At 63.6% G+C, this 25,685-nt stretch carries 25 protein-coding genes; 15 read left to right on the forward strand and 10 right to left on the reverse strand.

Features of this window, described 5'->3' with window-relative positions:
* The 3 genes from LB564_RS11935 (at position 1) to LB564_RS11945 (ending at position 1,696) form a co-directional block, all read left to right on the forward strand.
* The gene (locus tag LB564_RS11935) at positions 1–762 is read left to right on the forward strand and encodes a Crp/Fnr family transcriptional regulator (RefSeq protein ID WP_140708506.1); all 762 of its coding nucleotides are present in this window, start codon (positions 1–3) and stop codon (positions 760–762) included.
* Between the two features lie 123 nt (positions 763–885).
* Complete coding sequence (locus LB564_RS11940) at positions 886–1,212, forward strand: YqjD family protein (protein ID WP_224537741.1); 327 nt, start codon at positions 886–888, stop codon at positions 1,210–1,212.
* Positions 1,213–1,222: 10 nt separating this feature from the next.
* On the forward strand, positions 1,223–1,696 hold the full coding sequence (locus LB564_RS11945; protein ID WP_224537744.1) for a hypothetical protein: 474 nt from the start codon (positions 1,223–1,225) through the stop codon (positions 1,694–1,696).
* 18 nt (positions 1,697–1,714) lie between these two features.
* On the opposite strand, the gene LB564_RS11950 is transcribed toward LB564_RS11945, so the two are convergent.
* A complete protein-coding gene (locus LB564_RS11950) occupies positions 1,715–3,247 on the reverse strand; it encodes a sensor histidine kinase (RefSeq protein WP_224537748.1) in 1,533 nt (510 codons plus the stop codon).
* A gap of 136 nt (positions 3,248–3,383) precedes the next feature.
* Between LB564_RS11950 and LB564_RS11955 the strand changes: the two genes are divergently transcribed.
* Positions 3,384–3,584 (forward strand): hypothetical protein, encoded by a 201-nt coding sequence (locus tag LB564_RS11955; RefSeq protein WP_140708083.1) that lies wholly within the window; start codon positions 3,384–3,386, stop codon positions 3,582–3,584.
* Between the two features lie 29 nt (positions 3,585–3,613).
* Here LB564_RS11955 and LB564_RS11960 read toward each other — a convergent pair whose 3' ends face one another.
* Positions 3,614–4,534, reverse strand: coding sequence for a diacylglycerol/lipid kinase family protein (locus LB564_RS11960; RefSeq protein ID WP_224537750.1), 921 nt, complete (start codon positions 4,532–4,534; stop codon positions 3,614–3,616).
* A 272-nt stretch (positions 4,535–4,806) separates the two neighbouring features.
* On the opposite strand from LB564_RS11960, the gene LB564_RS11965 reads away from it, so the two are divergent.
* On the forward strand, positions 4,807–6,135 hold the full coding sequence (locus LB564_RS11965; RefSeq protein WP_224537753.1) for a PRC-barrel domain-containing protein: 1,329 nt from the start codon (positions 4,807–4,809) through the stop codon (positions 6,133–6,135).
* Between the two features lie 39 nt (positions 6,136–6,174).
* Here the strand turns inward: LB564_RS11965 and LB564_RS11970 are convergent, their stop codons facing one another.
* On the reverse strand, positions 6,175–7,734 hold the full coding sequence (locus tag LB564_RS11970) for an alkaline phosphatase family protein (protein WP_224537755.1): 1,560 nt from the start codon (positions 7,732–7,734) through the stop codon (positions 6,175–6,177).
* A 226-nt stretch (positions 7,735–7,960) separates the two neighbouring features.
* Between LB564_RS11970 and LB564_RS11975 the strand changes: the two genes are divergently transcribed.
* From LB564_RS11975 to LB564_RS11990, 4 genes are all read left to right on the forward strand, one after another.
* Entirely contained in the window at positions 7,961–8,893 is a 933-nt protein-coding gene (locus LB564_RS11975) for a VOC family protein (protein WP_224537757.1), read from the forward strand.
* 4 nt (positions 8,894–8,897) lie between these two features.
* Positions 8,898–9,548 carry an alpha/beta hydrolase gene (locus LB564_RS11980; protein ID WP_224537760.1) on the forward strand — a complete coding sequence of 217 codons (651 nt, stop codon included), beginning with the start codon at positions 8,898–8,900 and terminating at the stop codon, positions 9,546–9,548.
* A gap of 2 nt (positions 9,549–9,550) precedes the next feature.
* Positions 9,551–9,850: a GNAT family N-acetyltransferase gene (locus tag LB564_RS11985; protein WP_140708095.1), complete on the forward strand. Its 300-nt coding sequence runs from the start codon at positions 9,551–9,553 to the stop codon at positions 9,848–9,850.
* Positions 9,851–9,947: 97 nt separating this feature from the next.
* Positions 9,948–11,006: a dipeptidase gene (locus LB564_RS11990; RefSeq protein ID WP_224537762.1), complete on the forward strand. Its 1,059-nt coding sequence runs from the start codon at positions 9,948–9,950 to the stop codon at positions 11,004–11,006.
* A 5-nt stretch (positions 11,007–11,011) separates the two neighbouring features.
* Here the strand turns inward: LB564_RS11990 and LB564_RS11995 are convergent, their stop codons facing one another.
* Genes LB564_RS11995 through LB564_RS12010 form a run of 4 tightly spaced genes read right to left on the reverse strand, consistent with a single transcriptional unit; the run spans position 11,012 to position 15,697 of the window.
* A complete protein-coding gene (locus LB564_RS11995) occupies positions 11,012–11,260 on the reverse strand; it encodes a hypothetical protein (RefSeq protein WP_224537764.1) in 249 nt (82 codons plus the stop codon).
* Positions 11,261–11,262: 2 nt separating this feature from the next.
* Positions 11,263–12,522 (reverse strand): aminomethyltransferase family protein, encoded by a 1,260-nt coding sequence (locus tag LB564_RS12000; protein WP_224537767.1) that lies wholly within the window; start codon positions 12,520–12,522, stop codon positions 11,263–11,265.
* A 3-nt stretch (positions 12,523–12,525) separates the two neighbouring features.
* Positions 12,526–14,091: a phytoene desaturase family protein gene (locus LB564_RS12005; RefSeq protein WP_224537769.1), complete on the reverse strand. Its 1,566-nt coding sequence runs from the start codon at positions 14,089–14,091 to the stop codon at positions 12,526–12,528.
* Positions 14,078–15,697, reverse strand: a complete 1,620-nt coding sequence (locus LB564_RS12010) for a phytoene desaturase family protein (protein WP_224537772.1) — start codon at positions 15,695–15,697, stop codon at positions 14,078–14,080. The genes LB564_RS12005 and LB564_RS12010 overlap by 14 nt, the downstream gene beginning before the upstream one ends.
* 278 nt (positions 15,698–15,975) lie before the next feature.
* Between LB564_RS12010 and LB564_RS12015 the strand changes: the two genes are divergently transcribed.
* From LB564_RS12015 to LB564_RS12035, 5 genes are all read left to right on the forward strand, one after another.
* A complete protein-coding gene (locus tag LB564_RS12015) occupies positions 15,976–16,776 on the forward strand; it encodes a methyltransferase domain-containing protein (protein ID WP_224537775.1) in 801 nt (266 codons plus the stop codon).
* A gap of 6 nt (positions 16,777–16,782) precedes the next feature.
* Positions 16,783–17,496 (forward strand): transcriptional regulator BetI, encoded by a 714-nt coding sequence (gene betI, locus LB564_RS12020; RefSeq protein WP_224537778.1) that lies wholly within the window; start codon positions 16,783–16,785, stop codon positions 17,494–17,496.
* Between the two features lie 30 nt (positions 17,497–17,526).
* Positions 17,527–18,609 (forward strand): ABC transporter substrate-binding protein, encoded by a 1,083-nt coding sequence (locus LB564_RS12025; protein ID WP_224537780.1) that lies wholly within the window; start codon positions 17,527–17,529, stop codon positions 18,607–18,609.
* 113 nt (positions 18,610–18,722) lie between these two features.
* The gene (locus LB564_RS12030) at positions 18,723–19,796 is read left to right on the forward strand and encodes an extracellular solute-binding protein (protein ID WP_224537782.1); all 1,074 of its coding nucleotides are present in this window, start codon (positions 18,723–18,725) and stop codon (positions 19,794–19,796) included.
* Positions 19,793–21,103, forward strand: coding sequence for a flavin monoamine oxidase family protein (locus tag LB564_RS12035; RefSeq protein ID WP_263491601.1), 1,311 nt, complete (start codon positions 19,793–19,795; stop codon positions 21,101–21,103). The genes LB564_RS12030 and LB564_RS12035 overlap by 4 nt, the downstream gene beginning before the upstream one ends.
* Here LB564_RS12035 and LB564_RS12040 read toward each other — a convergent pair.
* From LB564_RS12040 to LB564_RS12050, 3 genes are read right to left on the reverse strand one after another with little or no spacing between them, the layout of a single operon-like run.
* Positions 21,067–22,140 carry an ABC transporter ATP-binding protein gene (locus LB564_RS12040; protein WP_224537830.1) on the reverse strand — a complete coding sequence of 358 codons (1,074 nt, stop codon included), beginning with the start codon at positions 22,138–22,140 and terminating at the stop codon, positions 21,067–21,069. The genes LB564_RS12035 and LB564_RS12040 overlap by 37 nt on opposite strands.
* Positions 22,141–22,156: 16 nt before the next feature.
* Positions 22,157–22,981, reverse strand: coding sequence for an ABC transporter permease (locus LB564_RS12045; RefSeq protein WP_140708117.1), 825 nt, complete (start codon positions 22,979–22,981; stop codon positions 22,157–22,159).
* Positions 22,978–23,895 (reverse strand): ABC transporter permease, encoded by a 918-nt coding sequence (locus LB564_RS12050; protein ID WP_140708119.1) that lies wholly within the window; start codon positions 23,893–23,895, stop codon positions 22,978–22,980. The genes LB564_RS12045 and LB564_RS12050 overlap by 4 nt, the downstream gene beginning before the upstream one ends.
* Positions 23,896–24,166: 271 nt before the next feature.
* Between LB564_RS12050 and LB564_RS12055 the strand changes: the two genes are divergently transcribed.
* Complete coding sequence (locus tag LB564_RS12055) at positions 24,167–25,585, forward strand: aminotransferase (protein ID WP_224537784.1); 1,419 nt, start codon at positions 24,167–24,169, stop codon at positions 25,583–25,585.
* Positions 25,586–25,685: the final 100 nt, after the last annotated feature.

The raw sequence follows: 25,685 nt of genomic DNA on the forward strand, positions 1-25,685 counted from the left end.
ATGCCAAGCCAGATCGGGCGTGCTTTTTCAAGCCGCCAATATCCTTGCGAGCAATGCCCATTACGGCCGCTGCCGGTGTTCCGGGAGTTCGAGCAACCGGAGCTGGCCTTCATCAGCAAGTTCAAGAAGGGGGAACTCGCGGTCGACAAGGGGGCAACGGTCCTCGTGGAAGGGAGTCACAGCGCCCATCTCTATACCGTGCTGTCCGGCTGGGCGTTTCGATACAAGCTGTTGCACGATGGCCGCCGGCAGATCCTCAACTATCTCATGCCTGGCGATCTCATCGGCCTGCAAGGCAGCGTCATGGGGGAAATGCAGCATTCCGTCGAGGCCCTGTCGCCCATGCTGCTTTGCGTGTTCGAACGCGATAACCTGCATGAGCTCTACCGCAACCATCCGGGCCTCGCCTACGACATCACCTGGATCGCGTCGCGCGAAGAGCGCATGCTGGACGAGAACCTGCTCAGTCTCGGTCGCCGCAGCGCGATCGAGCGTGCCGCCTATCTCATCGCCTTCATCGCCAGCCGCGCCAAGGTCGTCGGGCTGAACGGCAAGCAATCGGTCCAGATCCCGATCACGCAGCAGCACATCGCCGATACGCTTGGCCTGTCGCTGGTTCACACCAACAAGACGATCCGCAAACTGATGGATCGTCAACTGATCGTCTGGCGCGACGGCGGTTGTGGCGTCGTCGACAATGAAGGCTTGAAAAAGCTCGCCGGCTGGGAAGGGCTGGGCGAGGGCCGCCGGCCGCTGATCTGAGGCGGTGCTTCTTGCCGGCGGCGGATCGGGTGTTCACGGCCGGTTTTCGGGTAGTTTGTCCCGGCATCGGAACCTTGAGACGTAAGGCGCGTTTGAAACCGAGCAATCACAAGGAGTTAAGCAATGGCAACCGCTGCAGGGAAGACCGTCAACGAAGCCCGGACGGATCCGGATCTCGAAGCTGACATCAGGCAGTTGAAAGCCGACATCGACAAGCTCACCAAACAGCTGGCCAAGACCGGTGAACACGGCTACGGCACGGCGCGCCGCGCGGCGGCCGAAGGCGTGGAGCAGTTGCGCGCCCAAGGTGAAGCCGCCTTCGACAGCCTGCGCGGCAATGCCAGGGACATCGAGGCGCAGATGGTGGCAAGCGTGCGCGAGAAGCCGGTGACGTCGCTGGCAATAGCCGCGGGCGTCGGCTTCCTGTTCGCGCTGCTCGCGCGTCGCTAGTTCCGCGCAGATGGGACTGCTGGCTACCCTGCTCTCGGGTTTCGCCTCGGGTGAAACAATGGCTGCCGTGCGGCGCGCGCGCTCGGCAGCCATCGTCTATGCGATCGCCCTGCTGGCGGCATTCTGCGGCCTCGGCTTCCTGGTCGGTGCCGCCTATATCTGGACAGCGGCCCGCTATGGATCGCTGGCCGCCGCTATTGGTTTCGGTGTAGGCTTTCTGGTGATCGCGGGTCTCGTTGTTCTGGTCCACAGCGTGATGTCGGGCGCGCAGGTCCGCCGCGAGGCAAGGCGGCGCAAGGCCGACATGAAAGCGATCGGCATTACAGCCGCGCTCGCCGTGCTGCCGACATTGCTCAAGGGCGGGCTCAAGGGAAAAGGCGGGCTGGGGATCATTTTGGGTCCGGCCGTTGCGCTTGCCGCCTACGCCATCTATCGCGAGAACGTGAAGTCCGATACCGACCGTCCGGATGCCGGGGAAGGGTAGCGACAGGCCTACCCCTCCTCACTTCGACAGATCTTCCAGCGGCATCGATATTTCGGCGAAGACCCCGTCGGGCCGGAATTCATGGGTCACTTCGCTCGAAATGACCTTGGCCAGACTGCGCCGGATGAGGATCGAGCCAAACCCTTGCCGCTCGGGCGGGGCAACTTCGGGACCGCCGCTTTCACGCCAGGTCACCACCAGGCGCCGCTCGCCTTTCCTGCCTTGCGCCTTCCAGCCGAGATCGACCTTGCCTGACGCAACCGACAGCGATCCATATTGCAGCGCGTTGCTGGCCAGCTCGTGCAGGATCAGCCCGAGACCGACGGCCTGATCGGGCGAGAGCAAGACGTCGGCGCCGGAGATCGTCAAGCGCGGCTGGTCGGCGGGGTCAAAAGGCCTGGTTTCGATCTGGACGAGTTCGCGGATGCCGATGCCGCGCCACTCGCGATCCGATAACAGACCATGGGCGATGCCCAGGGCCTGAAGCCGCGCGCTGAAGGCTTCGAGGAATTCGCTCGGCTGGCGGGCATGGCGCACGGTCTGCGTCGCCAACGCCTGGACCGTTGCCAGCGTGTTCTTGACGCGGTGGTTGAGTTCCCTGAGCAGGAGCCGTTGCCTGTCATCGCCGAGCCTGCGTTCCGAGATGTCGTAGTTGACGCCAAAGATCAGCGTCGGCTTGCCGTCGCCATCGCGCTCGATGACACGGCCGCGCGTGGCCACCCATCGCGGTGGATGGAAGCCTTTCACCCGGTATTCGCCAAAATAGTCATCACTGCCGGTCAACGCGTCACGAAAGCTGGTTTGGGTCTGGTAGACGTCGCGGGGATCTATGGCTGTCAGAATGTCGCGCGCCCGGAGCCGCGTCGAGCGCGGCAGGTTGAACAATTCCGGCAACCGGACGTCGCAGTCGATGACGTCGGTGCGGATGTCCCAAGCCCAACTTGCTAGCGAAGCAGCATCGAGCGCGATGGCGCGCCGCTTTTCCTCGCGTGCGAGCGCGGCTTCGGCGACAGCGCCGGTGCGGGTCGCGTGCTTCAGGGTGAACATGCTGCCGGCTAGGCCGGCGAGCGTTTTCAACTGGTCGAGCTTGGACCGGGACGGGTGAGCACACGGCTTGCGGTGCATGACGCACAGGGTTCCGATCCGCGCTCCCGCGACAATGATCGGGACGCCGGCATAGAAGCGCACATGATGCTTGCCGGTCACCAGCGGGTTGGCTTGGAAACGCTGGTCGGCCGCTGCGTCCGTCACCACCATCGGCTCATCGCCAGCGGCGATGGCGTGCGCACAGAAAGAGGTGGCTGTCGGGGTCTGCGCTTCTTGCATGCCACGACAGGATTTGAACCATTGCCGATCGAGGTCGACGAGTGTGACCAAGGCGATCGGCGCGCGCGTCACGGCGGCGGCAAACCCGCCGATGCGGTCGAAATCCGGGTCGGGCGCCGTATCGAGCATCTCAAGCCAGTGCAGCACGGCCAGCCGGTGCACGTCCTGCACGGCGCGCGCAACCTCGGCCGGCAGACCGGCTGCTGTTTCCACCCTGCTATTCAAACCAGGTTTCCATGACTTAGCCTCGATGTCCTTGTCGTCGCCGGCCCTGCAGCCGGAACCATCTCTGCGAGGGACCGTTACCCGAGCGTGATTTGCCGATCGCGTCAGCCGACGCGACACCAGACGAGGACCCGCCATGGCCAGGAACATTCCCGAAAATAAAGCGCGTCAGGGGCGGTGGGGCTGGCATGGGTTCCGAATCCTGATCGCCGGACTGCTCTTAGTGCTCGTCGCCTGGGGCGTCGCCGAAATCTACGGCGTGTTGATCAAGGCGCCGAATAGCGATGAGCAACATTTGCCCACGCCGCCGAGCACCGGTCCGGCGCCCTCCGGCTGAGGACAGCACCTTGGTGGCTTCACACCGCATCAGGCAGCCTTCACCTGGGCGACGCTGGCCGGTACCAGCACATTGAGCGCTCCAGGTTTGATTTCGATCGTCGTTTCCCGATCGAGCTTGACCAGTTCGCCATCCAGGACGGCGCGGAACTTCCTGCCGCCGGAATGGATTTTGAGGGTCGCCCTGTCGGCTTGGTGGATTTCGACATGTTCGTTGTCACGCCACTTGCCGCGCGCCACGTTGAACAGGAACTTGACCAGCTCGGCGCGCTGCTGCGCTACCGTGACGTAAATGCCGAGCACGCCACCGGCCGGATTGTCGGCATAGGGCAAGTGGCCTTCGCCGAAGAGATTGTTGGTCACGCCGAGGCCGGATATCCGGGCACTCATCTCCGCTTCACCGATGCCGAGCGTGACGTTCATTGCCGGCGGATTCTTGATCGTTGCCCAGGCTGCCTTGGCGGAAGCGCTGATCTTGCCCAGGCGTGAGCCGAATTCCATGCCCTGGCGCAGTTGCACCATCTTGGCATGCATGCCGATCGAGAACTGATGGACGAAAGGCTGGCCATTGGCCGTTGCCATATCGACGGCGACGATTTCGCCGTCGGCGAAGGATTTCAGCGCTGCATCGAGCGACTGTGGAATGCCGAGGCCGCGCGCAAACAGGTTCATCGTGCCGGCCGGCAATATTGCGAGCGCCGTTTTCTTCCCCATCAGCCTGGCGGCCGCTGCCGAGATGGTGCCGTCACCGCCTCCGGCGAGCACGACGTCGACGGTGTGGCGCGACGCGGCGCTGTCGAGGGTTTCCACGACGTCCTTGCCGGCAACGATGTCGATAGTGAGAGAGTGGCCCGCCGATTCCAGCGTCTCACGCATCCGGTCCGAAAAGGCGGCGAGATCGGTGGTGCGCAAGGTGCCGCCGTCCCGGTTCAGCACCGCTGCGAATTTCATGCCCCTCTCCGCTGCTCAATTAAAACCGACCGGGCTACCTCCAGCCGGAGGCTGAAACGTGGCGAACCAGGAAAAGGTTCCGTCGGCGCCGGGGCCGGACTCCAGGTTGCGGCGACAGGCGATCAAATCCGCATCGTGGGTTTTGCCTTCAGACATCGCGGTTTTGTCGGAACAACGGCATGGTCACGACGTTGTGACCCCTGTAGAGATGCCGCGTCCCCGGGGTTCCGATCCGGCTGCGGCGTGCGAAGAAATCACGAGGAGAGATTATCATGATCCGCACCCTTTTAGCCACGACCGCCCTTGCGACGATGGTTGCAACCGGCGCCTTCGCGCAGAGCGCTACAACGACGGCCCCCGCGAACCAGCCTGCCGCCCAGGAGCCCGCCGCGACCGCGCCGGTGCCGCGCGCCGAAGGCAGCATCGTCACCAACATCATCGGCGAAACCGTCTACAATGGCACTGGCGACAATGCCGAGAATATCGGCAAGGTCACCGACGTCGTCTTCGACAAGGACGGCATGGCGAAATCCGTCGTCATCGGCGTCGGCGGCTTCCTTGGCGTTGGAACCAAGAATGTCGCCTTTGACTACGACAAGCTGCAATGGGCCGAGAAGAACGGCGACCGTTGGCTGGTGGCGCAGACCACCAAGGACGAACTGACGGCCCATCCGGAGTTCGACAGCAAGGCTTACGCGCCGGCCCCGGCCGCAGCAACGAACACCCAGGCGCCGGCCACGTCGACCACCGCACAGGCGCCGGCCACATCGACCGACACCGCACAGCAGCCTGCCGAGGCGAACGCTGAGCCGGTCAAACAGGCTGATGGCAATCTGGCCACAAACATCATCGGTGAAAATGTCTACAACGGCACCGGCGATGACGCCCAGAAGATCGGCGACGTGAATGACATCGTGCTGACCAAGGAAGGCAAGGCGCAGTCGCTGATTATCGGCGTGGGCGGCTTCCTCGGCATCGGAGAGAAGAACGTCGCCTATGATTTCGCCAAGGCGAAGTGGGCGCAAAAGAACGGCGACCGCTGGCTGGTGGCGCAGACCACCAAGGAAGAGCTGCAGGCGCAGCCGGACTTCAACCGCAAGGCCTATGATCCGGCGCCGGCCACGACGGCATCCAACGAGCCGGCCGCCACCGCGCCATCGGCCACCACGACCGCTCCAGCCGTGGCTCCGGCGGACAAGACGGCAGCTGCGCCGGCTGACGCCACGGCTCCCGACCAGACGCAGACCGCCGCTATCGACAAGTCAACGCTGACCGCCATGCCGGTCGGAGAGATCAGGGCCGACGACCTGAAAGGCACCACCGTTTACGGCGCCAACGATGCCAAGGTTGGTGAGATCGGGGATGTGGTGCTGGCGCCGGATAAAAAGGCGGACGCGGTTATCATCGATGTCGGCGGCTTCCTTGGTATCGGGGAGAAAGAGGTCGCGGTCGGCATGGACAATTTGAAGTTCATGACCGACAAGAACGGCAAGAAATACCTCTATACAAGCTTCACCAAGGAAGAGCTCGAGAAGCAAGCGGCTTACGACAAGAGCTCCTACGCGCAGAAGCGCGACGAGCAGCGTCTGATCGTGAAGTGAGAGTTAGGCAGTAGGCAGCATAGGCAGTAGGCACAATCCCTACTGCCTATTTGCCGTGCCAACGTGGCCAACCACGCCATTTCCCGTCAGTTCCGCCAGAGCCAGCGACTGATCGAGATGCTCGGCCCGCCAGGCGAGCAGCCTTTCGGCGAATTCCAGCCGGGTGGAAAGATGTGCCGGACTGCGCGCGAGGTTCTTCAACTCGCCGGGGTCGGCCTCCATGTCGAAAAGCAGGGGCGGCAGGCCGCCGCCGAAATGCACGTATTTGAATTTCTTTGTACGGACGACAGCGAGGTTGCACTGGCGCGAGGCAATGCCGAAGTGCTGTTCGGCCTCACCGTCCGCGATCGAGCGGAAGTCGAACTCCCAATGCGCGGCGTCGCGCCAGACGGCGGGCGTTCCGCCGCTCAGGAAGGGTTTCAGCGAGCACCCGTCAAGATGCGGTTCGGGAGCCACGCCGAGGAGATCGATGAGCGTCGGCAAAATGTCCACTGCCTCGGTGAAGCGATCGACGGTGCTGCCGGCAGCCTTGCGATGGCGTGGATCGCGGATGATCAGCGGGATGTGGTAGCTGCCGTCGAAATAACCGCCCTTGCCCAGCATGAAGTGGTCGCCCATCATTTCGGCGTGGTCGGAGGTCAGCACGATGATGGTGTCGTTCCAGGCGCCTTGGGTTTTCAGCGCTTGCCAAAGGCGGCCGAGCTGCGCGTCGACCTCTGAGATCATGCCGTAATAGATTGCCCGGATGCGGCGGAAATCATCCTCGCTCCAGTCGTGTACCTTGCCCGTGGCGCCAGGGCGGAACTTCGCGCGTTTTTGCCGGCCAAGATCATAGGCGATGTAGGGGTGGCTCTGAGACTCGGCACGCCAGCTTTCCGCGCGGAAAAATGCGGGGCCATCGGCCGGATCGTATTGGGTGTTGAACGGTTCGGGTACGATGAAGGGCGGATGCGGGCTGATGAAGGAAAGATGGGCAAACCATGGCGTCGCCTCCTCCTGCTCGCTCAGCCAGCGAATGAATTCGCCGGCCAAGAAGGCCGTTGGCGTCTGGTCCTTCGAGTAGACTGGAGGCGCTTCCGTCACCGCGCCATCCGCCTCGCCCACGGAACGATGTATGTCGGGATATCCAGCGCTGTCATCGATGCCCTGTTGCTTCAGCCAGGACAGCCACTGCTTCTGATGTTCGGGCAGCAATTGGCGCGCCGTGAAGCCGGGCAGGACGCCTTCGTAGCTGCGCAACCGTGGATCGGCTGGCGCCAGCTGGCGCGGGTCGAGCGACACGTCGGTATAGCCGAACAAGGTCGGATCGTAACCGACGCTGCGCGCGGCCAGCGCGATATTGCCGTGGCGGGCATCGAGCGGCGTGCCGTTGCGGCAGACACGGTTGTTCATCTGGTAGAGGCCGGTGTAGAGGCAGGCGCGCGCCGGCGAGCACGGCGCCGCGCCGCCGTAATGGCGCTTGAACAGCACGCCTTCGGCGGCCAGCGCATCGGCATTGGGCGTCTTCACCTGGGGATGGCCGGCAGCCGACAGGCAGTCGCCACGCCACTGGTCGCAGGTGATGAGGAGGACATTAGGCCGCCTGCCTTTTCCAGTCACTTGCTTTACCCCTCCCGGTCCATTCGAATGTGCACATGGAACCCGATTCCATCAACCGCGCAAGGCCACGCCCGTTATCTGGTTGGTGAACAAGGCGCTTTTTATTGTTCACTTTTAAAGCACAGTCCATTCTGTGTTTGCCGCCTTTGCCGCCGCCGATCGTGTCCTCATATTGGCGTGGACAGCGGCAAGGGCCGCACAAAGCACCAAGGGAAGGAGCAGGATCATGCTCGACCAGATCAAGGGGCTGCATCACGTCACGTCGATGGCCAGGGATGCGCGCCAGAACAATGATTTCTTCACGCACAAGCTCGGTTTGCGCCGGGTCAAAAAGACTGTCAATTTCGACGCGCCCGATGTCTATCACCTTTATTACGCCGATGAGTTGGGCACGCCGGGTTCGGTTATGACCTACTTTCCATTTCCCAATATCGGCAAGGGCCGCCATGGTGTCGGCGAGGTCGGCACCACGGTCTACTCCGTGCCCGAAGGCACGCTCGGCTATTGGGAAAAGCGCTTCGCTGACGAAAACATAACCGGTGTCTCGCGTGAGGAAAGCTTCGGCGAGAAGCGGCTCGGATTCGCCGGCCCGGACGGCGACGGTTTCGCCCTCGTCGAGGACAAGGCGGACAGCCGTGCCCCATGGGTGAAGGGCGCCGTTCCCGCCGACGAGGCGATCCGTGGGTTTCACTCGGTTTCACTGAGGCTGAAGGACGGCGGCGCCACCGAGGAGCTGCTGAAATTCATGGGCTACGAGGAGGTCGCCAAGTCGGGCAATGTCAGACGGCTCGCGGTGAAGAATGGTAACGGCGCCGATGTCGTCGACATTGAATCGCTGCCGACTGCCCCGTTTGCGGATCTCGGCGCCGGCTCGGTCCATCATGTCGCCTTCGCCGTCGAGAACCGCGCCAAGCAGCTCGAAGTGCGCAAGGCGCTGATCGACACAGGTTACGGCGTGACGCCGGTGATCGACCGCGACTATTTCTGGGCGATCTATTTCCGCACGCCGGGCGGCGTGCTGTTCGAAGTCGCAACCAATGAGCCGGGTTTCGACAAGGACGAGGACACCGCGCATCTGGGCGAGGCGCTGAAGCTGCCCACGCAGCACCAGCACCTGCGGCCCTATCTCGAACAGCATCTGCAGAAGCTGGAGGGCTGAGGCGATGAGCAAGGACGCTTACATTCACAAGGTGCTGCCCGGTTCGCCGGGCGGTCCGCTGCTCTTTGTCTTCCATGGCACGGGCGGCGACGAGAGCCAGCTTGTTTCGCTGGGGCGCGATCTCGCGCCCCAGGCCACCATTGTCTCGCCGCGCGGCGATGTTTCCGAACATGGGGCGGCGCGTTTCTTCCGCCGCACCGGTGAAGGCGTCTACGACATGGACGATCTGGCGCGGGCGACGGGCAAGATGGCTGAATTCGTCAAGGCGCATGTCGAAGCGGCCCATGTCGGGGCGGCCCATGTCGAGGCGGCAAAGCCATCGGCTGTGCTCGGTCTCGGCTATTCCAACGGCGCCAACATCCTGGCCTCGCTGGTGTTCGAAGCGCCCGACCTGTTCGACGCCACGGTGCTGATGCATCCGCTCATTCCGTTCGAACCGCAGGTGAAGGGAAGCCTCGCCGGCCGCCCCATCCTGGTGACGGCGGGCAGGCGCGATCCGATCTGCCCGCCGAACCTGACGACGCGGCTCGAAGCCTATTTGCGTGCCGATGGCGCCGATGTCACAGTGGAGTGGCACGAAGGCGGGCACGAGGTGCGGCCAAACGAAATCGAGGCGGCGCGGCGGCTCTTTGCCGGTGCCGTGCAAGGAGCTTAGAGATGCCCGATCAACTGCCTGAGATCGAACTGGAAGATCGCGGCTCCAAGGGCCGCTACGTGCTGCGCGGCCCCGGCGGCGCCGAGGCCGAAATGACCTTCACCAAGATCGGCGAGCATCAGCTCATCATCGACCACACGGAAGTGCCGGACGCCTTTCGCGGTCAGGGTGCCGGGCTTCGGCTCGTCACCCGCGCCGTCGAGGATGCGCGGGCGGCGGGCAAGAAGATCATCCCGCTCTGCCCGTTCGCCAACGCGCAATTCCGCCGCCATCCGGAATGGGCCGACGTGCTGAAGCAATAGGGTCGGGCAGGCTTTGTCATTTGCGCGGGTGGCACATCTTGCCTAAGTGGGTATGATATATCGCTCCCGCGCCGATGAACCAACCGAATGACCCCCCATGACCGAATCCGATCTCGTCCCCGTCTTCGACGGCCATAACGACACGCTGCTGAGGCTCTATCAGTCCAAGAACACCGACGTCGAAAAGCTGTTCATCGAAGGGAAATCGGGCGGCCATATCGATCTGCCGCGCGCCAAGACCGGCGGATTTGCCGGCGGCATGTTCGCCATTTTCCCGCCGCCGGTGGAGAAAGCGCGGCGCAGCGCCGTGCCTTTGGCGCCGAGCGACAGCGAGCCGCTGCCGCCCGAGGTGCCGCGCGCCGATGCGCTCAACTCGACGATCGCCATGGCCTCCATCCTGTTTCGGCTGGAGCGGGCCGGGGCGCTGGCCGTTTGCCGCAGTGCTGGTGATGTCCGCGCCGCCATGGCGCGAGGCACCGTCGCCGCGGTGTTCCACATCGAGGGCGTCGAGGCGATCGACCCCGAGCTCACCCTGCTCGACGTACTGCATGCCGCGGGCCTGCGTTCGCTCGGCATCGTCTGGAGCCGGCCAAATGCATTCGGCCACGGCGTGCCGTTCCGTTTTCCGTCCTCGCCAGACACCGGGCCTGGCCTGACCGATGCCGGCAAGGCGCTGGTCAGGGCGTGCAATGAACTGAAGATCATGATCGACCTCTCGCATCTCAACGAGAAGGGCTTTCGCGATGTTGCTGAAATCAGCGATGCGCCGCTGGTCGCCACCCATTCCAACGTGCATGCGATTTGCGGCCATTCGCGCAATCTCACCGATTGGCAGCTCGGCGCGATCCGCGAGTCCGGCGGCATGGTCGGGCTCAACTTCGCCACGGGCTTCCTGCGCGAGGATGGCCGCATGAATGCCGACACCAGCCTCGACATCATGGTGCGCCATATCGATTCCCTGCTGCAGGCGCTGGGCGAGGATGGGGTCGGTCTCGGCTCGGATTTCGACGGCGCGATGATCCCGGCCGTCATCGGCGACGTCGCCGGCCTGCCGAAACTCATCGATGCGCTGGCGGCGCGTGGCTTCGGCAGGGCGCTGATCGAGAAGATCGCCTACCGCAACTGGCTAAGCATGCTGGAGCGCACGATCGGCTGAGCCAGCTAGGTGTCGTAGCCCATGCGCTTCAACCAATCCTTGCCAACGCCGCGGTCGCGGATGATCGGCAGCGGGTTCTCCCAATCGAGCCGGGCGCAGATGCGGTAGACTTCGAGCGTCTCGGCGCTCATCTCTTCGCGCTTGTAGAAGAACATGGCGGCGGCATAACGGGTGCGGCCCGACCATTTTTCGCCGAGCGGCGTGTTGACCAGTTCCCACTGTTCGGCGGCTTCGCCTTCCACATCCTCGGCCATGCTCAGAAATCCGCCGGTGGATTTGATGTGCGGCGGTCGAGCTTGATGAAGGGCCGCGCCACCACCTTGGCCCGTTTCATCAGCTTCTGATACTGCAATTCACGCATGGCGTAGATCTCGACCCAGAGGTCTTCCACGAGGGTATCACCATAAGGCCGCGCCAGCGAGGCGATGGCGATGTTGCGCTTGGCCATCGGCGACCACATTGCGGCGCTGACCAGCCCGACCTCCTGGCTCTTCTTGTAATAGACGATGGCGTGCTCGGCCGGGATGTTGCCCTCGATCTCCAGCCCGACCAGGACATGGCGCAGCCTGCGTTTTGTCCTCGCTTCGAGGATGGCGCGGCGGCCGTTGAAATGGCCTTTCTGCAGATCGATCATGAAGCCGAGGCCGATCTCGTCGGGCATGCGCAGGCGATCGGCGCGGATGGCGTGTTCGGCGGTGGTGAAATCGGCATTGGCGACAATCAGCCCGGCTTCGAGGCGCGCGCGGTTGAGCGCGGTGTAGCCGATGGCGCGGATGCCGCGCGGTTCCCCCGCCGTCATCAGCCGGTCCCACAGGCTCAACGCCTTGTCGGCCGGGACGAAGAGTTCGTAGCCGAGATCGCCGGTGAAGCCGGTGCGCGAGATGGTGACGGTGGCGCCATCATGTTCGAACTCGGCGAGATCAAAGATCTTTAGCTTGTCGACACCGGCGAAGCCGGCATCGCGTAGCACGGCGAACGAGGTCGGACCCTGCAAGGCGAGCCCGGCGACGGCTTCGGTTTCCTCCCCGACGGTCACCTCGAAACCAAGGGCGCTGTCCAACAGCCATGGCAGATGCCGCTCCTGCGAACAGAGCCGGAAGCGTGTCGGCGACAAGCGAAAAAGCGTGCCGTCGTCCAGGACAAAACCTTCGTCGTCGCACCACGCGGTGTAGTGGACGCGGCCGGGCCTGAGCCTGGTGACATCGCGCAAAGTGACGCGGTCGAGGAAGGCTTCGGCATCCGGCCCCTCGATCCGGTATTTAATCATCGGCGAAATGTCGAACAGCGCCGCCTGACTGCGAATGGCGAAATATTCGAGCTCCTCGTCCCACAGCGAATGCGGCGCGCGGTAGCCGGCCCAATTGTACCAGTCCTGGGTCTTGGCCAGAGCGTCGAGGCGCGGCTGGAACGGCGTGCCGAGGCGCAGTGTGCGAAAGTGGGATTGCGCCACTATGCGGGCGGCGGCGATAAGGTCTGGCGCAGGCGCGAGGGGCTTTTTCTTGGTTGCCTGGGCCATGGTCTACCCCTTCATCGCGATGATGCGCCGCGCCGCGTTCAAGCCGGGCGCACCCGAAACACCACCGCCGGGATGCGAACCGGCGCCGGCGAGGAACAGCCCGTCGAGCGGCGTGTCGTAACCCGACCAACCGGAGACGGGGCGCGAGATCAGCATCTGATCGGCCTGCAATTCGCCGTGATGCCAGTGGCCGCCGGGCATGCGGTAACGCTTTTCGATATCGGCTGTCGTCAGAAGCTCGGCATGGCGCACGGTTTTGCCGATGCCGGGCGCGTAGGCTTCCAACTGGGCCATGATCGCCGCGAGAAATTTAGGCTTGCCGGCATCCCAGCCCTCTTTCAATTGATAGGGCGCGTATTGCACCACGGCCGACAACACGCAGGCGCCGCCGGGCGCCAGCGAGGCGTCGGCAAGGCTGGGCAGCGTGACCTCCATCACCGGCTCGGGCGAGAATTCGCCATATTTCGACGGATTGAAGGCGCGCTCGACATGATCGGGCGAGGGGGCGATGACAAGTCGGCCCTTGTGGTCGGCAGCATCGGCGCCAGTGAACCGCGGCGGCCGGTCGAGCGCCAGATGAAGCTTGGCGACATCGCCCTTCATACGGATGTTTTTGACCTTGCGGGTGAAACCCGTGTCAATCTCACGCGGTCCGACGAGGTCGAGGAAGGTGGTTGCCGGGTTGATGGCGGAGACGATGGTGCTGGCGCGCAGCTCTTCTCCAGTGTCGAGCGCCACACCGACGGCGCGGCCGTTCTGGACAAGGATCCTTGCGACCGGCACCGACGTGCGGATGGTGACGCCGGCCTTGTCGGCGGCGGCGCGGATCGCGGCGACCACCGCACCCATGCCGCCTTGCGGCAGCCATTGCGCTCCGGCCGCGCCTCCGGTCTCGCCGGCCAGACGATAATAGAGGCCGAGCAGCGAGGTCGGCGAGCGCGGGCCGAGATGGCTGCCAAGCGTGGCGTCAAAGGCGAGCAGGCCCTTCAGCCTGTCATCGGCGAGCTGTTCGTCGAGCAGGTCGGCGACGTTCATCAACAGCACGCGCAGGAAGTCGCGCATGTCTTCCTTGCCGAGTTTCTTCAGCGCCAATGCGGTCTGGCCGAGCGAAGCGGTCTCCAGCAGCGACATGCCGCCGAGATCGGGTGGGCGCCGCGCTAGGAACGGTTTCAATATGCCGGCATAGCGCAACAGCTGTGCGCGCAATTCCTTCCAGGCCGATTGCTCGGCGGAACTGGCACCGGTCAGCACCTCGCCATAGGCACCATGCAGGACAAGCGCCGGGCCGTCCTTCGACAGCGCAACCGACGGGATGAAGTCGGCACGGGCGATCCGCAGCCCGTGCTTTTCCAGCTCCAGCGTCTTCATCACATCGGGATGCAGCCGGTTCAGCACATGCGCGATCGAGGAAACGCGAAAGCCGGGCGCGAATTCCTGGGTGCGCGCCGCGCCGCCGAGTTCAGCCGCGGCTTCCAGCACCAGCACCTTGCGGCCGGCCTTCGCCAGCGTGGCGGCGGCGACAAGCCCGTTGTGGCCGCCGCCGATAACGATGCCATCAAATAACGTCATGGGCCGGGCTCATATGCGAGGTGGATTTGGCGAGGTCGCGCAGGATTTCGGCAGCGGCGTTGCGGCCGGGCGCGCCCATGACGCCGCCGCCGGGATGGGTCGAGGAGCCGCACATATAGAGCCCGCCAACCGGCGACCGATACTGCGCGTAGCCCGGCACCGGGCGATTGAACAGAAGCTGGTCGAAGGTGAGTTCGCCCTGAAAGATATTGCCTTCGGTGAGACCGACCTCGGCTTCGATTTCGCGCGGCGTGCGCACCTCCATATGAACCATGCGGTCGCGAAACCCAGGAGAGTATTCAGCGATCTGCGCGATCACGCTCTCGGCAAAACCGTCGCGATCGGCATCGGTCCAGTCGCGGCCGTTCACCTTGGGCGGCGCGTATTGAACGAAGCAGCTCATGAAGTGCTTGCCCGGCGGCGCCATGGTCGGATCGAGCGTCGTCGGGATGACCATGTCGAGGAAGGGATCGGCTGACCAGCGGCCGGCTTTCCAGTCGTCATAGGCGCGCTCCATGCGCTCCATGGAATCGGTGAAATGCATGTCGCCGCGATAAATGGGCGAATCCATCGGCAGAGCGGGGAATTCCGGCAGCGAATCGAGCGCGATGTTGACCTTGCCGGAGGAACCGCGAATCTTGAAGTTCTTCACCCGCCGCAGGAAGATGTCGGGAAGTTCCTTCTCCTCGACGAGTTTCAGGAAGGTGCGCTTCACGTCGGCATTGGAGACGACCAGCTTGCCGAAGATTTCCTCGCCGCCGGCCAGAACCACGCCCCTGGCCTTGCCTCGGCTCACCAGCACATGGTCGACCTCGGCGCCGGTGCGGATCGTGCCGCCCGATGCCTTGAAGGAGGTCGCCAGCGCCTTGGTCACCGCTCCCATGCCGCCGCGGGCATAGCCCCAGGCGCCAACGGAACCATCGACCTCGCCCATGTAATGGTGCAGCAGCACATAGGCGGTGCCGGGCGACATCGGCCCGAGCGCCGTGCCGATGATGCCGGACAAAGCGAAGTTCGCCTTGATCACATCGGTCTCGAAATATTCGTCGAGGAATTCCGAGATCGACATGGTCCAGAAACGCAGGGTCAGCGCCATTTCCTCCGATGACAGCCCGGCGAATTTCTTGCCGAGATAGAGGAGTTCGCCGAGGTCGCGCGGGCGCAGGCTGGTCGGGTCAGGCGCGGTGCGCATCAACAGCGGCTGGATGAAGCGGCATTGCCGCGTCACGTCGCGGGCGTAGCGGTCATAGGCCTCGGCATCCCTTTTGGAGAAGCGCGCGAATTCGCGCCGGTGCGCGTCGTGGTCGCGGTAGTTGGCGAGGTAGTCACCGTCGCGCGTGAACACCGCGCCGCCCTCATAGGAGATGACCTGCAGGCCGAAGCGCGGCAGTTCGAGGTCGCGCATGATCTCGGGGCGGAACAGCGAGCAGACATAGGAGCAGTTGGAGTAGAGGAAGCCCGGCGTCAGCTCGCGGCTGGTGGCCGCGCCGCCGACCCAGTCGTTCTTCTCGACCACCAGCACGTCGAGACCGGCGCGTTGCAGGTAGCAGGCGTTGACCAGGCCGTTATGTCCGCCGCCGATGATGATCGCATCCCAAGCTTTCATTTTGGCCCCGGTCCTCCCTCTTTCGCCCAATTCCCAAGGGAAAGCGCTGCGCGCTTTTCCCGGGAAAACCGCTCACGGTTTTCCTGGATTCGCTTAGGCGATCCGCTGTTCATTTTTGCGTGATCTGTTCCCGAATGCGCGGAATTTGGCACGGCATCGGCCATTCTGTCCAGCCATTCTGAATGAATGTTCAACAAACGGTGTTGCGTTTTCGCGCATGTACGCTACGCTTTGCCGGCGTTCGAACGGGCATTCCGTCGATTGGGGATCGAGGGCTGATGATCGAAGCGGCAGAGGCCGAACCGGAATATGACGACACCGCCATCCGCTTCCTCGAGGCGCTGTGGGGCGAAGGCTATCTGTCGCCAGGCGGACCAGAGGAGGTAAACCGGGTGGTCGAGGGCCTTTCGCTGAAGGGCAGGACGATCCTCGATATCGGTTGCGGCTGCGGCGGCATCACGCTGCATCTGGTCGAGCATCACGGCGCGGCGCACGCCACCGGTTTCGATGTCGAACGGCCGGTGATCGCGGCGGCCAGACAGCGCGCCGCCGCGCGTGGCCTTGGCGCGCGCGCCAGCTTCGTCCAGGCGCCGCCGGGATTGCTGCCTTTCGCCGACAGCTCGTTCGATGTCGTCTTCTCCAAGGATGCGCTGCTGCATGTGCCCGACAAGGACGCCCTGTTCGTCGAGATATTTCGCGTGCTCAAGCCGGGGGGTGTTTTCGCAGCCTCCAACTGGATGATCTCGCATGACGGCGAGCCGTCGCCCGAGATGAAGGCCTATGTCGCGGCCGAGGGGCTGTCCTTCGCCATGGCTTCACCGGCGCGCTATGCCAAGGCGATGCGTGGCGCGGGCTTTGCCGATATCACCGTCAGGGACCGCAATCCCTGGTATCGCGAGGTCGCGCGTGGGGAGCTGGAAAGGCTGAAAGGGCCGCTCTATCCGGCCGTTACCGCCGTGGTGGGCGCTGCCTATGTCGACAAGAACATCAAGACCTGGGAGGCCATGCAGAAGGTGCTTGACAGTGGCGAGCACCGTCCCACTCATCTTCGCGGATGGAAGCCGGATGCAAAGGGATAGCCGGCGATGCTGGAGGCCATCACACGCATGAAGACGGCAGACGCCAGGGACGCCCTGCTCGAACCGGCACGCAAAGTCGACGCCGAGAAGCGCGGGCGCAAGGCCTCGAAAGAGGTCAGGCAGCTTCAGCTCATCGAGGCGACGATCGATTCGCTTGCCAAGCGCGGCTATTCCGAGACGACGATGGCCGATGTCGCCGACGGCGCCGGCCTGTCGCGCGGCATCGTCAATTTCCACTTCGAGAGCAAGGAAAAGCTGCTCGTCGCCACCTTGCAGTATATGTATGATGAATACTCAGCGCACTGGCGCAATGCGCTGCAGAAAGCGGGGGACGACCCCGCCCGCCAGTTGCAAGCGCTGGTCGCGGCAGATTTTGATCGTTCGATCTGCAACAAGCGCAAGCTCGCCGCCTGGTGCGCCTTCTGGGGCGAGGCCAAGTCGCGGCCGACCTACCAGGCACTGAGCAGCGCGCGCGACGTGGTCTACCAGGATATCTTCATCGAGCTCTGCGCCGCACTGAAGCAGAGCGGCTCCTATGCCTATGAGCCGCCGGTCATGGCCTTGGCGCTCAGCGCCATGCTGGAAGGCTTGTGGCTGCGGTTGATGATGGGAACCGAGGACACCACCCGCGAGACCGCCTTGCAGGCGGCCAATGAATTCCTGTCGGCGGCGTTCCCCAAACATTACCCGCGGAAGGCCGCCGGCACGACAGGATCATAAAAACAGAACACCACAGAGGATGGAACAGCGATGAAGACATTCACACGACGCCTGACCCTGACATTTGCGCTGGCCGCGACGCTGGCGACTTCCGCCGCCGCCCTGGCGATCGCCGCCGACAAGGACCTGATCGTGTTCGACTGGTCGGGCTATGAGGCCCCGAGCTTCCATCCGAAATATGTCGAGAAGAACGGCGATTCCCCGACCTTCGCCTTCTTCGGCGACGAGGACGAGGCGTTCGAGAAAGTCCGCTCCGGCTTCAAGGCAGACCTTGGCCACCCCTGTTCGCAGAGCGTGACGAAGTGGCGCGAGGCCGGCCTGCTGCAGCCGCTCGACACCTCGAAGATCACGGGCTGGAAGGATCTCAATCCCGGTATCATGGCGATGAAAAATCTCGCCACGACCGATGACGGCAAGGCCTGGTTCATGCCTTGGGACTGGGGCAACACGCAGCTCACCTACAACTCGTCGAAGATCGACGCCAAGGATGTGCAGTCGCTGAAGGCCTTCGCCGATCCGAAGTTCAAGGGCCGGGTGTCGATCGGCGACAATGTCGACGATGCCTACGCGCTGGCGGCGCTCGCCATCGGGTTGAAGGACTGGACCAAGATGACGGACGACCAGTTCAAACAGGCGTCCGACTTCCTGCGCGAGGTGCACAAGAATGTCCGCTCCTACTGGACCGACACCACCGACGTCGTCCAGCTGCTCTCCGGGGGCGAGGTCGATCTCGCCTGGGCCTGGAACGACGCGACGGTTCAGTCGGTCGCCGCCGGCGTGCCGATCAAGTCCGTAAAGGATACGAATGAAGGCATCTCGACCTGGGTCTGCGGCTATGTGCTGTTCAAGGACGCGCCCGGCAATGTCGAGAAGGCCTACGATTATCTCAACGCCGTCAACGATCCCGAGATCGCCAAGGTGCTTGTCAAGGACTGGGGCTATGGCCAGGCCAACGCCAAGGGCATGGCTGGCGTCGACCAGGCGATCCTGAAGGAAAAAGGCTATGACGACGTGCAGAAATTCGTCGACAAGACGCTGTTCCAGTCGCCGTTGCCGTCCGATCTCAAGCTCAAGATGATCGCCGAATTCGAGAAGATCAAAGCGGGGTACTAGCCCTCCGTTCGAAGAGCCCATCTGCCGGCACCGCTGGCGGATGGGCTCGCCAAAGCGCGTGAATTTGCCTAACCTCGCCCCGACATCTTTCGCGATGAGGGAGTTTTCGCGTCATGAATTCCATGCTTCGCCGCCTTGTCGTCGCCGCAGCCTGCATGATGGGCGCCGGCGCGGTCTATGCCTTCGCGGAAGGCGGCGAGCTCGTCGTGTTCGACTGGTCCGGCTATGAAGACCCGTTGCTGCATCCCGCCTACACCGCCAAACATGGCGCCGAGCCGACCTTCGCCTTCTTCGGCGACGAGGACGAGGCGTTCGAGAAGATGCGGGCCGGCTTCAAGGCAGACATCGCGCATCCCTGTTCGCAAAGCGTGTCGAAATGGCGCGACGCGGGCATGCTGCAGCCGCTGGATACGTCCCGGATCACCGGCTGGAAGGATCTCAATCCCGGCATCATGGCGATGAAGAACCTCGCCACCACCGAGGACGGCAAGGCTTGGTTCATGCCGTTCGACTGGGGCAATACGGCGTTGCTCTATCGCACCGACAATGTGACGGCCGACGAGGCGAAGTCGCTGCGGATCCTGGCCGATCCGAAATTCAAGGGGCGCGTCACTATCGGTGACAATGTCGACGACGCCTATGCGTTGGCGAGCCTGGTCATCGGGCTCAAGGACTGGACCAAGATGACCGACGCCCAGTTCAAGGAGGCGTCCGACTTCCTGCGCCAGGTGCACAAGAACGTCCGTCTCTACTGGACCGATTCGAGCGACATCGATCAGGCCTTTTCCGGCAACGAGGTCGACCTCGCCTGGGGGTGGGGCCAGACGCTGATCGCGATGAGCGGGCAAGGCGTTCCCGTCGCCATGAACAGGGATACCAAGGAGGGGATGTCGACCTGGGTCTGCGGCTACGTGCTGATGAAGGACGCGCCGGGAAAGCTCGACCAGGCCTATGATTTCCTGAGCGCGGTCAATGCGCCCGATATCTCGAAATACATGGTCACGACTTTCGGCTATGGCCATGGCAACAGTGCCGGCATGGCGACGATCGACCACAACGTGCTGGCCGAGCGTGGCTTCGACGACATCGACAAATTCCTCGACAAGACCCTGTTCCAGCAACCGGTTGCGCCGGAACTGAAGAAGCGGATGGTCGACGAGTTCGAGAAGATCAAGGCCGGCTATTGAACGACAAAACCGAAAGAACCGACGTCGTCATCGTCGGCGCCGGCTTTACCGGCCTATCGGCGGCGCTCGAACTGAAACAGGCCGGCATCGATTTTGTGCTGCTCGAAGCGCGCGATCGTGTCGGCGGGCGGGTCGAGGCTGTCCGCAACGATCTGGGCGAATTGATCGACAGCGGCGGTCAGTTCCTGTGCGTGGATATGCCCGAGGTGATGGCGCTGGCCAGGGCACACGGCAAGACGCTCGTCGAGACCTATGTCGATGGCGAGTTCATCACCCATCCATTGCTGACCCCGGCGAGAGCCGAGCGTACCTATCATGCCTCGATGGCGATCCGCGAGCGCATGAACAGCACCGATCCGGACGACCCGGCAATTGCCGGACTGACTGTCGCGGCCTGGTTGGAACAACAGCATGACACGGCCGATACCAAGGCGGCTTTCCGGTCGCTCGTAGAAGGGCTGTGGTGCCTGGCGGCGGACAAGGTGCCGCTCTGGTACCTGATCGACAATGATCGCCGCATCACAAACGAGGTGTTCGAGCTGCAGTATTTCCTGCGCGAGACCATGCAATCGCTGGCCGAGGATTTGGCCGGCGAGCTCGGCGACCGGCTGCGGCTGAACGAAGCGGCAACGCGGATCGAGCATGGATCGCAGGGCGTTCGTATCGCCACGACGGCGGGGGCCGTCGAAGCACGGGAGGTGCTGATCGCCCTGCCGCCGGCGACGGCCGCCAAGCTCGAATTCTCGCCCGCCTTACCTGATGCCCTGGCGAATGCGCTGACCGTCTGGGAAAGCGGCGCGGTGATCAAGATGCTGGTGCGCTACGGCAAGCCATTCTGGCGCGAGCGCGGCCTGAGCGGCATGGTCATGTGGCGCGATCTGCCTGGACTGTTTGTTTGCGATGGCAGCAAGGACAGTGACCATGCCGCGGTCATCGTCTTCGTTGGCGGCCCCCTGGCGCAGCGCTGGCACGCGCTCGGCGACGCGGCATTGGAGGCGGAAGTAACGGCAAGGCTGGTGGACGCGTTCGGCCCCGCGGCAAACGATGTCCTCGACCTCAGCGCCCGCGACTGGACGCATGACCGCTGGAGCGGTGGTGCCTATAGCGACCTCATCGTCGATGTGACGGCCAGGGATGCCGAGCGCACCATTCTTGCCGGCGCGCCGCCGCTGCATTTCGCATCGTCGGAATTGTCGCCGTCATTCCCGGGATATGTCGAAGGCGCCATCGCGGCCGGGCGCATCGCGGCGAGCAAGGTCATCGCCGATTTTCAGTCGGCCATCGCCACCAACGCTTCCGGATCATAGGCGAGGCGGATCGAGGTGCCAACCGGGATGTCGTCGGCGCCGAAATCGTTGGTCTCGGTCACCGACAGCGGCTTTTCCAGGCCGGGGATTTCGACGATTAGATGGGTGATCTCGCCGAAATAGTGGCGCTCGACCACCTTGCCGGCGACCTCGAATTTGGCTGTCGCATTATCCCACAGCACGCGCAGGCGCTCCGGCCGGATGCCGAGCGTCGCGCCGCCGCCATTGCGCACGAAAGCCTTCGGCTTGTCGGTCTTGATGCGGCCGAATCCCAGCGTGTCCACGACCAGCGAGGCGCCGCTCTCCTCGACGATCTCAGCCTTGACGAAATTCATGCCGCCCAGGAAATCGGCGACCTGACGGTTGACCGGCCGCTGGTAGATTTCCTTGGGCGAGGCGACCTGGGCGATCTTGCCGCCAAACATCACGGCGATGCGGTCGGACATTGCGAGCGCCTCATACTGGTCATGGGTGACGAGCACGAAGGTGATGCCGACGGCCTGCTGCAGGCGGCGCAGTTCGACCTGCATCTGCTCGCGCAGCTTCTTGTCGAGCGCCGACAGCGGTTCGTCGAGCAAAAGCACCTTGGGCTGCATCACCAGTGCGCGGGCCAGCGCCACGCGCTGGCGCTGGCCGCCGGAGAGTTCGGTGGCGAGCCGCTTGCCGAGACCGGTGAGCGAGACCTGCGCCAGCGCCTCCTCGACCCGGCGCTTTTCCTCACCGCCCTGCAGCTTCAGCCGCTTCAGTCCATAGGCGACGTTCTGTTCGACATTGAGGTGCGGGAAGATGGCGTAGCTCTGGAACACCATGTTGGTCGGCCGGCGGTTGGCCGGGATCCCTTCCATGGGCTGGCCGCCGACCGCGATCGAACCGCTGGTCGGGTTGTCGAACCCGGCGATCATGCGCAAGAGCGTGGTCTTGCCGCAGCCGGAGGGGCCAAGCAGCGAGAAGAACTCGCCTTCCCTGATGGTCAGGGAGGCGTCGTCCAGCGCCTTGAACGCTCCGTAGCTGCGGGTGACGTTCTTGATCTCGATCATGGATCGTTGCGGCTGCTCAGGCATAGAGGCCTCCCTCGTTCTGGGTGCGTCTGGCCGCGCGGCGACGCAGGATTTCAGCGATCGTCATCAACAGGAAAGAAGCGACCAAGAGCAACGTGCCGAGCGCCAGCACGCCCGGCAGTTTCGAGGCAAAACGCAACTGGCCCCAGATGTAGATCGGCAGCGTCGCCTCGGTGCCGGTCAGGAAAAAGGCGATGATGAATTCGTCCAGCGAAATGGTGAAGCAGACGAGCAGGCTGGAGATGATGGCCGGCGCCACCATCGGCAGCGTCACACGCCGGAACGTGCCGAAGGCGCTCTCGCCGAGATCGGCGGAGGCTTCCTCCAGGCTGCGGTCGAAACCCTCGAAGCCGGAGGTCAGCACCGTCATCGAATAGGGGATGCAGACCAGGACATGGCCGAGCACGACGGTGAACAGCGACAGGCTCAAGCCAAGCTGCAGCATCACCAGCAGCATGGAGATGGCAACGATCACTTCGGGCAGCACCAGCGGCGCCATGATCAGTCCGTTGATGGCACGGCGGCCGGGATAGCGGTAGCGGGTGATGGAGCGGGCCGCGAGGATGCCGAGTACGGTGGCGAGCACGGAAGCCGACACGCCGACGATCAGGCTGTTCCAGGCAGCGTCGAGCAGCGCCGGCGTGCGCGGCAGGTCCTCGTACCATTGCAGGGTGAAGCCGGTGAGCGGGAATTTCGGTGTGGGCGCCGTGTTGATCGAGAAGATCGGCAGGAAGATGACCGGCAGATAGAGGAAGACGATGTAGAGGAACGCATAGGCGGACAGCCAGCCGCCGGGCAGGAAACGAGACCGCGCTGTCATCGAGCCATCCTTTGCAAGGCGCGGATGATCAGCACCGTGGCGCCGGCCATCAGTGAGACGATCAGCATGGTGGTGACGGAAAGTGCCGCACCGAGCGGCCAGTTGGCGGCCTTGCCGAACTGCGCCTGGATGGCATTGGCGATCATGACGCCGTCCTTGCCGCCGACGAGCTTTGGCGTGACGTAGTCGCCGACCGTCGGGATCATGACGATCAGCGCGGCTGAAATGATGCCTGGCGCCGACAGCGGCAAGGTCACGCGCAGGAACGAGCGCAACGGGCCGTCGCCAAGGTCCGTGGCTGCTTCGACCAGCGTGCGGTCCACCTTCTCCAGGGATACGAAAATCGGCAGGATGGCGAAGGCCGCCCAGGCATGGGTGAGCGTGATGATGACGGCGCTCGAATTGTAGAGCAGGGCGGTCGACGGTTCGTCGATGATGCCGAGGCCCATCAGCCCGGAATTCAAGACGCCATTATAGCCCAGGATAACCTTCCACGACATGACGCGCAGGAGATAGCTGGTCCAGAACGGGATGGTGATGAGGAACAGCCAGAGGCTCTTGTGACGGCCGCCATGGAAGGAAATGAAGTAGGCGATCGGGTAGGCGAGGAGGACCGTAAAGAAACTGACCGTCAGCGAGATGTAGAGCGAGCGCCACAGGAGATCGCGGTAGATCGGCTCGGTCAGCGCGACGCGGTAGTTTTCCAGCGTGAAGGTGCGGTCGATGGTCAGGTAATGCTGCGTCCAGAAGGAGTGGGCGATGACCACCAGGATCGGCAGGACCAGGAGGATGAGCGCGTAGAGGAAGGTTGGGCTGATCAGGGCAAAGCCCTGTACGGGCTCGGATTGCAGAAGGGCATTTCGTCTGGCCCGCGTCATGCGCAACGGGGGCGCCCCTTCCGCGGCCGCCGTCATTGCCCGACTCCGGGGGGCAGCGCTCCGGGCGTGATCTCGGTTGCTGGCCTGGACTCTTGCGCCATGCGGCATCCCATTTTGATGACGCCGACTGTTGTTCCCCTTGCCGGCTTTCTTTCATCATGCGCGCATCAGCGGATTGAAATCAAGCGCCATTTCTGCGATGTTGATTGAACGGACATTCAAGATTTGATGCGGAAAGCCCCTATTTCTGGGATTTTCTCCTGATTTCATGTCCGAGAAAAAATCGTCAAGAGATGTGGAGGCGAGCATGGCGGCGATGAGAGACCTGAAGGCGACCGAAACGGCAGCGCCCAGAGGCGACGATGCCATTGAACTGGGCAAGCGGCATCTCATCCAGCCTTGGCCTTATGCCGGTTCCGTCGGCGCCGAGGCACGCGCGCTGATCGGCGAGGGCGACGGCATCTACATCACAGACAGCACCGGCAAGCGGCTCATCGATGGCCCGGCCGGCATGTGGTGCGTCAATGTCGGCCATCGCCGCGAGGAACTCGCCAAGGTGATGTACGACCAGGCGATGGCGCTGTCCTACAACACGCCCTGGTACACGATGAACGCGCCGTCGGCGGAGCTTGCCAAACGCATCGCCGGCCATGCGCCCGGCGACCTCAGCCATGTCTTCTACACCACTGGCGGCTCCTCGGCCGTCGAGACGGCGCTGCGCTTCATGCAGTTCTACAACAATGTGCGCGGCCGGCCGGAAAAGAAGCTGATCCTGAGCCGTGGCGGCGCCTATCACGGCTCGACCTATCTGTCGGCCTCGCTCAATGGCCGCCCGCGCGACCGCGACTGGATGGACGGCGCCGACGAACTGGTGGTCAAGCTCGCCTCGCCCGATCCGTTCCGGCGCCCGCAAGGCATGAGCCTTGCCGCCTTCACCGATTTCCTCGTCGACCAGTTCCGCGACACGGTCGCGCGTGTCGGGGCCGACAGAATAGGCGCCTTCGTCGGCGAGCCCATACAGGCCTCTGGCGGCGTCGTCATACCGCCGGACGGCTATCTCAAGCGTATCCGCGAGGTCTGCCGCGACAACGACATCCTCTATGTCTCCGACGAGGTGGTGACGGGCTTCGGCCGGCTTGGCCACGTCTTTGCGTCGGGTGATGTTTTCGGCATCGATCCCGACATGATCACCTTCGCCAAGGGCGTCACCTCGGGCTATTTCCCGCTCGGTGGCGTCATCATTTCCGAGCGGCTGCTGGAAGAATTGCGCCGTTCCAATCATCCCGACGCACTGTTCGGCCACGGCCTGACCTACACGTCGCATCCGATCGGCTGCGCGGTGGCCTTGAAGAATCTCGACCTGCTGGAAGAAAGCGTGCTTGCCCACACGCAGGCGGTGGCGCCCTATTTCCAGGCGCGGCTGAAGACGCTGGAAGAGCTGCCGCTGGTCGGCGAGGTGCGCGGCGTGGGGCTGATGGGCTGCGTCGAATGCGTCGCCGATCGCGAAAGCAAGGATCCGCTGCAGCTCGACAAGAATGTCGGCAAACGCATCGATGCGCACTGCCACGAGCTTGGCCTTTTGGTGCGGCCGCTGATCAACATGTGCGTGATGTCGCCGCCGCTCATAATCACGCGCGAGCAGATCGACGACATGGTCGGCATTTTGCGCGAGGGTATTTCGCGGACGATGGACGATCTGAGGAAAGAGGGCGTGTGGCGGGGGTGACATGCTTCCTTCTCCCCGTTCTAGGCAGGGCTGTCCGGGGAAAATTATACATATTGGAAGCCCATCTGATTTGGGGAGGTCCACTGGGTTCGGCGGCTTG

Source organism: Mesorhizobium sp. ES1-6 (assembly GCF_020164775.1).
Classification (GTDB): Bacteria; Pseudomonadota; Alphaproteobacteria; order Rhizobiales; family Rhizobiaceae; genus Mesorhizobium.